Source organism: Nostoc sp. CALU 546, from assembly GCF_048836525.1.
In genome coordinates this window covers 1-12,820 of sequence record NZ_JAWJTF010000163.1, presented here as the reverse complement: position 1 = coordinate 12,820, position 12,820 = coordinate 1, and the positions used below count along the sequence as shown (strand labels likewise).

The following is a 12,820-nucleotide window of genomic DNA, read 5'->3' as shown; positions in this document are numbered from 1 at the left end:
TATTGCCTGTCTACGCAAATTCGTTCATAAATCAAAGCGGATTCCTATAGTTAAACAATTAGGAGAAAATTTGATACATAAATTTACTAATTATGATGCTGCATTCCTTTGAAATTCTGACTTTTGACTTCTGAGTGCTAATTTCTTGCAATTATTGCTTAATTTTAGAGATAAATTCTGGTATGAACCATCCTAGATTCTTAGATAACCCCGCACCAAAACAAAACACGCAGCCACAAAACTTCTCCTTGGTATTTCTGCATCAGATGATCAATGGCATATCTGACGCAATTTTTGTCAAAGACCGTCAACATCGCTGGGTGTTACTCAACGATAATTACTGTGATTTCATTGGTCATAGTCGAGAAGAATTAATTGGCAAGTCAGACTATGATTTTTTTCCGCAAGCAGCAGCCGATGTGTTCCAGCAAACAGATGAACTGGTTTTCACTACAAATATTACTCAAGAAAGCCAGGATATTTTTACCGATGCTCAAGGTATAACCCATCTCATCTCTACAAAAAAGTCTTGCTTTGAAGATGAGGCTGGTAATAAATTTCTGGTGGGTAGTATTCGAGATATCATTTTACAGAATGAAGCCGAGAAAGTTTTGGGTGTAAATGGCAGAGCTAGTGATACTACTGGACTCATGCAAAATAGTGAAGTACTTCGGGAAACCCTCGAAGAACTCCAGATAGTTGAAGAAGAACTGCGCCAAAAAAACGAAAAATTAGCGATCGCTCGTGAAACGGCAGAATTAGAGCATCGGCGTTATCAGGATTTGTTTGATCTCGCTCCAGATGCTTACTTAGTTACCGATGTAGACGGCATCATCAAAGAGGCTAACTATGTAGCCGCAGCCTTATTATCTGTGAGACAAAACTATCTGATAGGTAAACCATTCATCCTCTTTGTCGCTGAAGCAGATCGCCAAATTTTCATTAGCCAACTGGCAAATTTGCAGCAGGTGCAGGATTGGGAAGTCCATCTCAAGTCACGAGGAGGTACAATTTTTCCCACTAGTGTCAAGATGGTTGCAATGTATGATTCACAGGGTCAGCAGGTCGGCTGGCGTTGGTTGCTTCGCGACATCAGCGAACAGCAAGCCATACTACGCTTACGCCAGCAAGCAGAATCAGACCTACACCGCATGAATGCCGTACTCCAAGCTCAACAAGAAGCTTCCATCGACGGAATTTTAATTATTGATGAAAATCGTATAGTTACATCATCAAATCAGAAATTCTCCCAGCTATGGCAAATTCCTGCCGCACTACTTCAAACAGGCGACGATCGTCAACTTCTGAAATGCGTACTAGATCAACTAGTAAAGCCAGACGAATTTCTGGCTAAAGTGGAGTATCTTTACCAGCATCCAGAAAAAAGCAGTCGTGATGAAATTTTCCTCAAGTCTGGAAAGGTTTTTGAGCGCTATTCTGCACCCGTGCATAAACACCAAAGAGCTTGTGGTCAGACATTAGCTTTAAAAGACTATTACGGTAGAATTTGGTATTATCGCGACATTACCGAATACAAGCAAGCAGAAGCAGAACTCAGGGCTTCACAGCAAAGACTGGCGTTGCTGATTGAACAAACACCTTTAGCCATTGTTGAATGGAATACCAACTTTGAGGTTCAGACCTGGAATCGGGCAGCAGAAAGAATCTTTGGATACACCGCCGAGGAAATGTTGGGTACTGGTTTTGAGATCATAGTACCTGAAAACGCCAGAAAGCAAGTAGATGAGATTATAACCGCCCTATTAACACAACGTGGAGGAAGTTTTAGTGTCAACGAGAACATCACTAAAGATGGTAGGACAATAATCGGTGAGTGGTATAACAATCCGTTAGTGGCTCCTGATGGCCAAGTAATTGGCATTGCTTCAATGGTGTTAGACATCACAGAACGCAAACGCGCTGAAGAGGAACAGCAAAAATTTGTCGCGTTGATTGAAAACAGCAGTGACTTTATTGGCATTTCTTCAATGGAAGGGCAAGTTCTCTATGTGAACCCCGCCGGACTCAAGATGGTGGGACTTAGTAACTTGGAAGTAGCTAAAACCAAGTCAGTGGTTGATTTTCATTCACCAGAAGCTTTTGCCGAGTTTCAGCAACAAATTATTCCTTTGATGCTTGAACATGGTTTCTGGCAAGGTGAGTTTCGCCATAGACATTTTCAAACAGGTAGAGAAATTCCCACAGATTGCAGCCTATTTATGGTTAAACATCCTGAGACAGGAGAGCCTTTCTGTCGGGTAGCTGTTGTTAGAGATATCACAGAACGTAAACAAGCCAAGGAAGCTCTGCTAAAGTCGGAAGCGCAACTCCGACAACAGGCTGAAGAACTTAAAGAAGCACTCCGCGAACTTCAGTATACCCAGACTCACTTAATTCAAAGTGAAAAGATGTCCAGCTTAGGTCAACTAGTCGCAGGAGTGGCACACGAAATCAACAACCCGGTCAATTTTATTTATGGCAACCTCACTCCTGCCCAGGAATACACCCAAGATTTACTTTCACTTTTGCAACTTTACCAAAGTCATTATCCTCAACCTGTGCCAGAAATTGAGGATTTTGTAGAACTAATCGAACTGGAATTTTTGAAATCAGATTTGCCACAAATAATTAACTCAATGAAAGGTGGGGCAAACCGGATTCGGGAGATTGTGCTTTCTCTGCGAACTTTCTCACGCTTGGATGAAGCCGAAATGAAAGCTGTTGATATTCATAAAGGAATCGACAGTACTCTGATGATTTTACAAAGTCGCCTCAATTTTAATGACAAACGCCCAACAATTGAAATAATCAAAGAATACGGCAAACTACCGCTAGTTGAATGTTACGCTGGGCAGCTAAACCAAGTATTCATGAATATTTTGTCAAACGCGATCGATGCTTTGGAAGAGTCATTTGTCATTAGTCATTTGTCATTAGTAAACAATACTGAACAAAGGACAAATTACCAAGGACAAATAACTTCCCCACAAATTCGCATTTGCACCCAATTACAAGAGCCAAATCAGGTAACAATTAGGATTGCCGATAATGGATTGGGAGTAACAGAAGATGTTAAAAAACAGCTATTCGACCCCTTCTTTACCACCAAGCCTATTGGTCAAGGTACGGGGATGGGGCTTGCCATCAGCTACCAGATCATTGCAGAAAGACATGGCGGTTCTTTAGAATGTATTTCACAGCCAGGACAAGGCGCTGAGTTGGTGATTAAGATTCCTCTGATCCAGGATTTTTCAACATAATTCGTAATTAATAATACTCGCCTCTAGCAAGAAGCAATCTACGTAATTCGTAATTTTAACCCGTAAGTAAAAAACAAAGTATTTCTACTGCCGACAGCTACCCCTTCTGAAAAGATTAATACGAATTACGTTAGCGCAGCGTTAGCGACGTACGAATTAGTAATTATCTAAATGTCTCCACTTCTTCAGGAACCTTCATTTGGTCGAGAATTCTCCAAATTTCCTGTAACATTGGGTCTAACCCGGAGCGAGTAACTGCTGAAATCACAAAAACCGGAGCGTAGGAGAGATGATTAAGTTGGGTGGCTAACGCTTCCAAATCGACGGTTTCCCGATCAACTGCATCAATTTTGTTCAGTGCCAAAATTTGCGGGCGTTCTGCTAAACCCCGGCCATAAGCTTGCAATTCTTCCTTAATTGTGTTGTAGTCTCTAACCACATCATCACTAGTGGCATCAATCAAGTGAAGTAGCACTCGCGTGCGCTCGATGTGGCGCAAGAAATCATGTCCCAACCCTGCACCGTGCGCTGCTCCCTCAATCAGTCCGGGAATGTCGGCAAAAACGGTACCATCACCAGTAGGTTTCCGCACTACGCCTAAATTTGGGATCAGGGTAGTGAAAGGATAATCTGCGATTTTTGGACGTGCTGCTGATAAAGATGAAATTAAAGTGGATTTACCAGCATTTGGTAAGCCAATAATCCCCACTTCTGCCAAAAGTTTCAACTCCAGACGCAGCTGCTTTATTTCTCCTGGTAATCCTGGGAGAGCGTATTCTGGGGCGCGGTTACGGTTACTTAAGAAATGCTGATTTCCCAGTCCGCCTTTACCACCTTGGGCAATCAGCAAAGTCTGCTTAGGCTCAGTTAAATCCCCCAGTAATTCGCCAGTTTCAGCATCATAAATGGTTGTACCGCAGGGAACTTCGATGATCAAGTCCTTTCCTCCGGCTCCAGTACAGTTACTTGGCCCACCACGAGTCCCCTTTTCTGCCTGAAAGCGATGGTTGTATCTGAAGTCCAGCAAGGTTTGTAGGTTTTCATCGGCAACGAAAATTACCGAACCGCCTCGTCCCCCATTACCACCAGAGGGGCCACCAGTCGGCACGTATTTTTCCCGGCGGAAGGCGACAATACCATCGCCGCCCTTACCAGCTTCAACTTCAATTTTTGCTTGGTCGATAAATTGCATACTTAAATAATAGTGAGAAGTGAGGAGTTAGAAGTTAGGAGTTAAAAATTATAACTCTTCACTACTCACTCCTCACTCCTAACTCTAACTAAATATATGGTGAAACATCTTCACCACATTTATCTGCCAGATAAGAGAGGGCGCGGAAACGTAAGCCTACCAGTTGGTCATACAAGGGATTAATTTTACACATCGGCGGGATGTGGACAATCTTGCGTCCAAATAAGGTGACATCCCGCTCGAAGGGACACTGGGAGGGAATCATTTTACATAAAAATCGGGCTACTCTTGGGTCTTGGATATCTAGCCCATCTAGCCAGTCACGCAGGGGGTGTAGTGCATCAATTTGAGGCTTTGTAAGTCCAGGGCTGGTGATAGTGGCGGTAACTAGCTCTGGATGTTCTAGGGTTTGGCGAAGGGCTTCTAGTAGATTTTCTGGCTGTTCTAAGGCTTGGCAGAACTGTTGCAGAACTTGATCTTCGCTGGGAGAATAAGTACCATCTGCGATCGCTACCATTATCGCTGTCCTTAAGAAATTTTCCGCTGCTGGTGTACCTTTACCCAAGACTGCGGCCAATTCTTCTGGCGTAATTATCTCTAGTGAGTCCCATTTAATCTTAGGAGCTAATTCATCTTTGGTGATGTTGGCAATTATTTTCTGTTCTTGGTCATCAAAATTACCATCAGCCCAAGCAATAGTAAGCAGTCCACGCAACCAAGCGGCAATCTGTTCGCTGCTGTAGGGGGATTGAACGGTACTTGTCATAAACTCACGTCTCAAGCTTTCCTCAGTCACTACTAAGCTACCCTACACAGTGACTATGAAGATAGTGAGAAAAGCAAAAATCAAGAAAGTGCGTAAGAATTCAGCACTCAGAAGTCAGGAGTCAGAATTCAGAAGTCAGAATTTAAAAGGAATGCAGCATGACTAGTACCGCAAGGCGGAATTAAAAATTAAAAATTAAAAATGAAGACAGCGTAAGGGTTTTGTTGATTGGGAATGGGTGGTTTATTTACGCCGTGCTGTACTAGTGCATTTATGTATCAACTTTTTTCCTAATTATTTAACTATTCTGAATCCTGTTAGCGATAGTGGGGCGTTTAGCCCATTCTGAGCGGAGGCGGAGCGTCTCCGGCTCCGCTCCTGAATTCTTACAAAAGTGCGTAGGCATCGCCACCTCAAGAAATCAACCAGAGAAGTTTTCAAATCGCAACAGTCGGTCTTGGGGTAAAATCCATTTGAGAGTAATCTTGAGAATTTTTTCTACTTAAACTGAAAAGGAGATTTAATCTGTGCTGTGGAGGTATTCATGAATAAAACCAAAGTTAATCTCGGCATCATTCAAGAAACACTACTAATTACCCTCTGGGCTAGAGCTTGTGAGCTTCAGGCAGCAGATCCAATTATAGTAGATCCTAAATCATCTGAGATTCTTGCAGCGCTCGACTACGAATTTGATAAATTCACTACTGCTAAATCTTCTCAGATAGGCTCTTGTTTACGAGGAACTATCCTCGACAACTGGGTACGCAACTACCTTAATCAACATCCCCAAGGTTCTGTTATCGAGATTGGTGCAGGACTGAACACACGTTTTGAGCGAGTAGATAACGGCAAGGTTTGCTGGTTTGACATAGATTTACCGGATGTCATGGTTCTGCGACGACAGTTTTTTGAAGAAACGGAACGCCGTAAATTAATCGCTGCTTCTGCCTTAGATACCAATTGGATTGAGCATATCAAGTCCACTACTAAACAACCTGTTATGTTTGTCGCCGAAGGTGTGTTGCAGTATTTCAATGAACAGGAAGTGAAACTATTGTTTGCGAATCTTTTCCAGTATTTTCCTGGTGCATGGTTTGCTTTTGATTCCTTATCACCGCTAATTGTGAAGAATCAGAAATACCATGACTCACTCAAATACACTTCGGCAAAATTTGATTGGTGTATCTCAAATATTCATAAGATTAAAGACTGGAATTCATGTTACGAAGTAATGGAAGTCTGTAATTATGCCAATCTGCCAACTAAATATCGCCGACGGTTTTCTCTAATAAATCGTTTCCTGATGTTATTTCCTCCTCTGTGTGATTCGTCTCGTTTGGCATTAGTTAAATTAGGTTAAATCTAAAAAATTAAGGTATATATAATGTTTCTATTTGGCATTGAGCATGAAGTCGCTTTCTTGAATGAAGAAGGAAATTTTGCTGATTTTTCGCACACCAAATTTGCTGATTTAAATCAAATTATTGAAAAGCTACCCACATACCCTAGCGACTATCCTCAACTGCGGGTTGGGGATGCGGGTATTAAGATGAAAAGATGGTACATTGAGGGATTTGAAAGGTTTGCAGATTCCGATGAAGTGATAGATTGTCATGTTAAAGGTATTGAAATTAGAACAACTATACATTCTAATATTCAAGGCGCGATTACTGAATTATCAGAAAGTTTTCACTTGCTACGTGAGGTTGCCGCTAGCTTTGGGTTATCACCAGTTTTGGTCAGTTTTAATCCCTACAATCCGGTTTTTGAGCCTCAACCCCCATTAAACGATTATGAAATTAAACAGCTAGAGGCTTATCCTGACGAACAAACTGCTAATATTCACATGGTTTCATACGGGCCAGATTTAAATATCTCAGTGGCAGATTTATCTACTGAAGATGTAATTGATATTGGCAAAAAGTTAACCTATTACAGTCCCTATATTGTCCCTTTTAGTTATAGTTCCCCTTTTTATAAAGGAGGTTTATGGGATGGATTATCGGTACGAACGTTTATCAGAACTGGAAAAAGACCAGCAGCCCTGGTTTTTATTCAGGAACAGGAACAACTGATTAATAGCATACCTTCCTTGACAAAAATTGCCCGCATTCCGGCTGAAGTGGGACGTATTGAGTTTAAAGCTTGTGATAGTTGTGATGATTTTTCTATCTATGCAGCTTTGCTGACATTATTGAAAGGTTTGGTGTTAGATAAAACCTTGCTGGGTAGAGCAACTGTACCCAATGCAATGTTACACCAACTTTCTGCAAAAGAAGGGTTTGACAATGAGGATATTTTTGGGAATGCGACAAAAGTCTTACAAGCAGCCGAAGTTGCTTTAGAAGATGACCTAGATATTCATTATTTAACGCCGTTAAAAGTGCTGCTGGCGAAGCGAAAAACAAGATCCCATGAATTAATAGAAATGTTCCATCGCCTAAGTTCAATAGAAGAGGTAATAAGGCAGACTTATCAAGTTTAAAGGTAAGATTCATTTCCTCTCTCCTTTAAAAAGCTACTGTGTATACACAAGTCGAGTTGAGAATCAAATGGACAGAAAAGAACGAAAAATGATTTTTAAAATCCTTGATTTTCCGTTATATCTTTATCAATAAATTGACACTATTGATAATCAACTTGATCAACTCAAAACCTTGCCTACTAATGCTTGTATATTACCAAACAAGGATTTTAGGGCTTGTGTATATACCGTAGCTTAAAAAGCGGGGTCATAGGAGATATTTATATAACCTGATGCTTTACAAATATCCTCTAAGGTGCATAGCAATTAAATTCCTTTGATTGGATAAAATTGAGCTAAATGAACATAAATATAGTAGAGGCATTAGCCTGCCAAAACTATATTAAGTCGATATGTCTAGAGACTGATATTATTGTAACTACAGATATAGGAAACTTCATTCTAGAGATTGATGCAGACGTTAGCGTTTTCAAAGTAAAAGTATAAACAGGGAACCTGGAAAGAAGAACGTCAATATGAAGTGTAATCATTTTGCTAAAGAATTAAGGTGGTATTTGCCTATTATCCCTAGCTAATTCTTATATGCAGAAATACTAAAGACAATTTCTTCCTTCGTCAGGTTCGTTTTTCAATAACTTTCCTATTGCAGTGTAACTTGCTAGTTTTAGCATTGCTCAAGTTTGCAAAATAAAGTTACTTGCTTCCACTCTTTCAGTGAAAGTTTTGCGTTGTTAAAGCTGTTATTGAGGACTTCAAATGAAAATTGTTGCTTCTGTTTTATCTGTGTTACGTCCAGTACGTGTTCTAGTTGTCGCTTTTACTTGCGCCATACTATTGTTCTCTAATGCTTTTCCTGCTTTTGCAATGGATAGCTACCAAAGTAACCCTACCGAAGGTACTACACAACTGCTTGACATTCAGCGGAAAACTGATGAAGCCGCTAAAGAACCACCCCAAGGATTGAAAAAGGTTCAAAAGGAGTCCAATCAAGGACTCAATGAGGTTCAGGGAGCTGCTGATATTGACAAGCAGAAACGTCCTGAAAATTCACAGGGTGCAACCTCAGTGGAAGAGAATGTAAAGAATTTGTTGGAAAAAGTTACAGGTAAGTAACAGAGTTAATACCTTGGTAATTTTTCGATAGTAATAAATGGGTGATTGCTTAAAAAGCAGTGACCCATTACTACTTAGTAATGTTAATCTCCCAACTTCAATTCAATATAAAAATGACAAACAAAAATCCTGATTTATTTGAGAAATTGGGGTTTTTAGGTTTTTAATATTACAAATCAAATAGGACTGCTATAGCTAATTATTAAATTGGCTGAAGAATACTACCTATTAAGGCATAGGTATAACTATGTAATGTGATAATTAATCTAAACTCATAATGTTTCCTTTGGTTGATGTGGATTAGGTGGAAAATTTGAGAAATTAATAAAGAAGTTTGCTTAGGGATGGAAAACAATGCGTGCGATAAACATTGGTTTGACCGAAGAACAGCGTCAAGGTGTAATTAATCTGTTGAATCAAGATTTGGCAGATGCCTATCTACTGTTGGTGAAAACCAAAAAGTACCACTGGGATGTTGTCGGCCCTCAGTTCCGCTCTTTGCATCAGCTTTGGGAAGAACACTACCAAAAGCTAACTCTAAATATTGATGCCTTGGCAGAACGGGTTCGTACTTTGGGCGGTTATCCGGTTGGCACATTAGAGGGATTTCTCAAGCTTGCTACCCTCAAGGAACATGGTGGTAATGTTCCCACAGCAACGAAAATGGTAGCTAATCTAGTACATGATCACGAGCAGGTTATTCGCAACTTAAGAGACCATGTAGATCAGTCTGGTGAAGAGTTTCACGATCAGGGAACTGCTGACTTTTTAACTGGACTACTAGAACAGCATGAAGAGATAGCTTGGATGCTACGTTCATTTATTGAAGGGGAAGCAATAGATCCAGATGGTAAACAGCCAGCAACAAAAGGTAAGACTGCTGTGGGTGTGTAGTCATAACGTTTTTTAAGACCCAGTTCTATTTATCTCCCCAAAATCCGAGAGGCTTTGATTATTGCTCAATACGCTTGGGTTAAGGCTAAAAACTAAAACTGGCGTAGGCATAGGTTGGGTTGAGGAACGAAACCCAACATTTTCAAGGCTTTGTTGGGTTTCGCTGTTGCTCAACCCAACCTACTATTCTTCTTAACCCAAGCGTATTGGATGATTGCTCTCCTGCCCTGCTTTTGGCACGCTGCACGAACGTAGGGAAGTTGTTGGGATTACGTTTGAGAGAAAGTTGCACACAGGGTTCATTCTGCCTGCATTTACCTATTCACCATATTTATTGCAAAAACAACATAATACATACAAGGAGTATTTAAATGGCAGAAGTTTATAAAGCAGAACGTACCATTTCTGCTGTATTCAAAGAACAGAAGCAAATTGATGATGTGATTCGACGTTTATTAGACAGGGGTGTGCCTAGAGATCATATTTCGGTCATGGGCAGAAATTTCCAGTCGGAAACGAGAATTGCTGGCTTTATTAGTAAAAAAGATGTGATTCTGGGAGGTTTGAGAACAGGGGCCGTTTTTGGTTCCTTGTTTGGTTCCTTTCTCAGCTTACTTACGGGTGTAGGTGTACTGTTTATTCCGTTTGTTGGCCCAATTGTGGCAGCAGGGCCCATAGGTGCAGTGCTACTGGGGGCTGCTAGTGGAGCGATCGCAGGTAGTGCAGGTGCAGGTCTAGTATCGGTTCTAACTACTTTAGGAATGCCAGAAGATAAAGCGACTATCTACCAAACCCGCTTACAAGCTGGCGAATTCTTATTGATGGCAGAAGTTCCGAGTGATCGCACTGGCGAATTTCAATTGCTACTCGAAAGTGCTGGTGCCGAAGAAATTAACACAATTGAAAAAACCTTTGCTCGCCCTTGTCCTGGAAAGTGCAACAGTCCAGAAGATTTGTCTCCAGAGGTTCGCGCTCATCTTTCTAATGAAGCTCAGAGTACATTCATTGAGTGTTATAACACCGTTTTAAATGAGAAAAATGACGAGTTCACTGCTGAACAAGCCGCCTGGGAGTCTGTTCATCAGCAATATGATGAAGATCAAAATGGCGTTTGGTCAAAAGCTAAGGTTAAAGCTTAAGAATTTCCAAGACATAAATTATCCAATCTTATTTGGTGGGTATCTTGTCGCCCTTTAGAGGTTGTTTTCCAAGTGTTTGGCTGTGATTTTAGGTGCTTTTAGATTCCGTTAAAAAGCTACAGTGTATATACAAGTTATAGAATCACAACCAGTCTGTCGAATTACCCCACCCTAACCCTCCCCTTGCAAAGGGGAGGGAACTAGATTTTCTTATTTCCCCCGAATGCATCGGGGGGGATTAAGGGGGTAATTTGACTTGTGTATACACCGTAGCCTTAAAAGGGCAAAAAATTCTCTAAATCCCCCGATAAATTGGGGGATTTAGGGGGATCTAGAACGTTTTACTACCGACAAGAGGATGGTGTGTTAGTCCGTGTTTGTCTGCGGTTTTAAATGCTTCAGTTATGGCAATTTATAGCTACCAACACGCAGATTTAACTGACCTTGGCGTGGATTTTTGCTGAATATAAATGCGCCTTCTTCACTTTCCCCACTAGATAAAAAGTCGATCTGTTGCTCTCCTGTTTCTGTAACTTTACCGTCAATCAGCAACTCAGCCATAATCTGAACTGACTCAGCCGTATCTCCTCCACTATTAACTACTTCAAAGGGAACATAAAATTGTCCATCAATTTCCCTAATTGTTTCTTTTTTAGTAACAGAAAGGATGGGAGGTTGATTCTTTTCATTCAGCCAAGTGTAGCCTACCAGACTGACAACGATTGCTAGGATAAATGAAGCGATACTGAATGTAACCCACTCAGCGATTGAGCGCTTTGGTTGTTGTTCTGTTTTAGTCATATTGCTAACCTTCCGGCTGCACCGCCAATAGTTGCAGGTAATCCCAGTATCAAAGTGTGATCTAACCACATTGTCCAAGGGTCACTAAAAGTTAACTTTTGAAAGAACCACAGCATAAAAGCTCCTGCTAGCAGTGAAACTAGGTAGGACATAATGGTTTCGCTAGATGGCCGTTGGAAAATTCCCTTTTGCTGTCTTCGTTTTTGCTGGTCAGAAAAGCCTGCCTGAAATACAATGCCATAGGAAATCAACAAAGATGCGGCGATCATTGCTAATTCCCAAGCTGGCGAAGTTGCAGCTGCTAACATGGGAATTTCATCTGTTGGAGCAATGTTAAATGCAATTACAGTTGCACCAATGAGAGTTGCACCCAAATCTGCGAAGGTGGCGTTTAACTCATTCCCTTTGTTCTTGGTTGTGCTGTTGGTTGCTTGTCCTTCTGCATTGCTGTTTTCAATATCTCCCAAAAGCTGGTTGGCTAATGCTACACCGAGAGCAAAGGGCACACTTTCAAAAATGATTTTACCTAAAGATTCCTTTAGGGAAGTTTCTGGTGTCAATTCTCGTAGTAGTAACAGTACAAAGGTAGAGCAAGCTAGTCCGATCGCGATCGCTTCTACAGTATCCATTAAAGCTTGATGAGGTAGCCCGGTATATCTGCGTTTCCGAAAGCCTTCTATCTGATTGAGTAAGTAAACTACAACAAACATCAATGCGATCGCCGTCATCATCAGTTGTGGTTTTGCCAGCGATCCAATCCACCAAACCTCCATTGTGTACAGCAAGGGTATGCCAAATAAAAATCCTCCACAAGCACCCCGAATGATGTCATTAATCTCACTCCTCCAGATATTTTTTTGACGTTTTGTTGGCACTCCTTTACTTTCCTTTTATTTAAAAATTTGCTTTGACTGATCTCATTCTCTATGAAGATGCATATAGCAGTCATAAATACTTCGTGAAAAGTTAGATCCCCGACTTCTCAAAAAAGCCAGGGATCTAGATAGCGTAAATTTGTGCCTACGGCAGGTTACGGCAACACAAGTTCAAATATAGGACTCATATTTGATTTCTGAAAAAACTCAGTACAACTAAGAAGCCTTCTTTCCTATTGCCTGTTGCCTATTGCCTATTGCCTATTGCCTATTGCCTGTTGCCTGTTGCCTGTTG

At 41.0% G+C, this 12,820-nt stretch carries 10 protein-coding genes; 6 read left to right on the top strand and 4 right to left on the bottom strand.

Going from position 1 to position 12,820, the window contains the following annotated elements:
* Nucleotides 1-182 precede the first annotated feature (182 nt).
* Nucleotides 183-3,260, top strand: a complete 3,078-nt coding sequence (locus tag RRG12_RS40250; RefSeq protein ID WP_420763050.1) for a PAS domain-containing sensor histidine kinase — start codon at nucleotides 183-185, stop codon at nucleotides 3,258-3,260.
* A 163-nt stretch (nucleotides 3,261-3,423) separates the two neighbouring features.
* Here the strand turns inward: RRG12_RS40250 and obgE are convergent, their stop codons facing one another.
* Together obgE and RRG12_RS40240 are read right to left on the bottom strand one after the other, a co-directional pair.
* Nucleotides 3,424-4,452, bottom strand: coding sequence for a GTPase ObgE (gene obgE, locus RRG12_RS40245; protein WP_069070330.1), 1,029 nt, complete (start codon nucleotides 4,450-4,452; stop codon nucleotides 3,424-3,426).
* Between the two features lie 88 nt (nucleotides 4,453-4,540).
* A complete protein-coding gene (locus tag RRG12_RS40240; RefSeq protein WP_420763049.1) occupies nucleotides 4,541-5,218 on the bottom strand; it encodes a Mo-dependent nitrogenase C-terminal domain-containing protein in 678 nt (225 codons plus the stop codon).
* A gap of 544 nt (nucleotides 5,219-5,762) precedes the next feature.
* Between RRG12_RS40240 and RRG12_RS40235 the strand changes: the two genes are divergently transcribed.
* The 5 genes from RRG12_RS40235 to RRG12_RS40215 all read left to right on the top strand — a co-directional run bounded on the left by RRG12_RS40235 (nucleotide 5,763) and on the right by RRG12_RS40215 (nucleotide 10,849).
* Entirely contained in the window at nucleotides 5,763-6,578 is an 816-nt protein-coding gene (locus RRG12_RS40235) for a class I SAM-dependent methyltransferase (RefSeq protein WP_420763048.1), read from the top strand.
* Nucleotides 6,579-6,602: 24 nt separating this feature from the next.
* Complete coding sequence (locus RRG12_RS40230; protein ID WP_420763047.1) at nucleotides 6,603-7,703, top strand: glutamate--cysteine ligase; 1,101 nt, start codon at nucleotides 6,603-6,605, stop codon at nucleotides 7,701-7,703.
* A 756-nt stretch (nucleotides 7,704-8,459) separates the two neighbouring features.
* Entirely contained in the window at nucleotides 8,460-8,816 is a 357-nt protein-coding gene (locus RRG12_RS40225) for a hypothetical protein (protein WP_069070334.1), read from the top strand.
* 354 nt (nucleotides 8,817-9,170) lie between these two features.
* The gene (locus tag RRG12_RS40220) at nucleotides 9,171-9,710 is read left to right on the top strand and encodes a Dps family protein (protein ID WP_069070335.1); all 540 of its coding nucleotides are present in this window, start codon (nucleotides 9,171-9,173) and stop codon (nucleotides 9,708-9,710) included.
* Nucleotides 9,711-10,081: 371 nt separating this feature from the next.
* Nucleotides 10,082-10,849, top strand: coding sequence for a ChaB family protein (locus tag RRG12_RS40215; RefSeq protein WP_420763046.1), 768 nt, complete (start codon nucleotides 10,082-10,084; stop codon nucleotides 10,847-10,849).
* Nucleotides 10,850-11,251: 402 nt separating this feature from the next.
* Here RRG12_RS40215 and RRG12_RS40210 read toward each other — a convergent pair whose 3' ends face one another.
* Nucleotides 11,252-11,650: a TIGR02588 family protein gene (locus tag RRG12_RS40210; RefSeq protein WP_420763045.1), complete on the bottom strand. Its 399-nt coding sequence runs from the start codon at nucleotides 11,648-11,650 to the stop codon at nucleotides 11,252-11,254.
* Nucleotides 11,647-12,525, bottom strand: a complete 879-nt coding sequence (locus tag RRG12_RS40205) for a TIGR02587 family membrane protein (protein ID WP_420763044.1) — start codon at nucleotides 12,523-12,525, stop codon at nucleotides 11,647-11,649. The genes RRG12_RS40210 and RRG12_RS40205 overlap by 4 nt, the downstream gene beginning before the upstream one ends.
* Between the last annotated feature and the right edge of the window lie 295 nt (nucleotides 12,526-12,820).

Excerpts from the sequence above, each read along its gene's own strand:
- RRG12_RS40250 (WP_420763050.1), top strand. The coding sequence starts at position 183 with ATGAACCATCCTAGATTCTTAGATAACCCCGCACCAAAACAAAACACG.
- obgE (WP_069070330.1), bottom strand. The coding sequence starts at position 4,452 with ATGCAATTTATCGACCAAGCAAAAATTGAAGTTGAAGCTGGTAAGGGC.
- RRG12_RS40240 (WP_420763049.1), bottom strand. The coding sequence starts at position 5,218 with ATGACAAGTACCGTTCAATCCCCCTACAGCAGCGAACAGATTGCCGCT.
- RRG12_RS40235 (WP_420763048.1), top strand. The coding sequence starts at position 5,763 with ATGAATAAAACCAAAGTTAATCTCGGCATCATTCAAGAAACACTACTA.
- RRG12_RS40230 (WP_420763047.1), top strand. The coding sequence starts at position 6,603 with ATGTTTCTATTTGGCATTGAGCATGAAGTCGCTTTCTTGAATGAAGAA.
- RRG12_RS40225 (WP_069070334.1), top strand. The coding sequence starts at position 8,460 with ATGAAAATTGTTGCTTCTGTTTTATCTGTGTTACGTCCAGTACGTGTT.
- RRG12_RS40220 (WP_069070335.1), top strand. The coding sequence starts at position 9,171 with ATGCGTGCGATAAACATTGGTTTGACCGAAGAACAGCGTCAAGGTGTA.
- RRG12_RS40215 (WP_420763046.1), top strand. The coding sequence starts at position 10,082 with ATGGCAGAAGTTTATAAAGCAGAACGTACCATTTCTGCTGTATTCAAA.
- RRG12_RS40210 (WP_420763045.1), bottom strand. The coding sequence starts at position 11,650 with ATGACTAAAACAGAACAACAACCAAAGCGCTCAATCGCTGAGTGGGTT.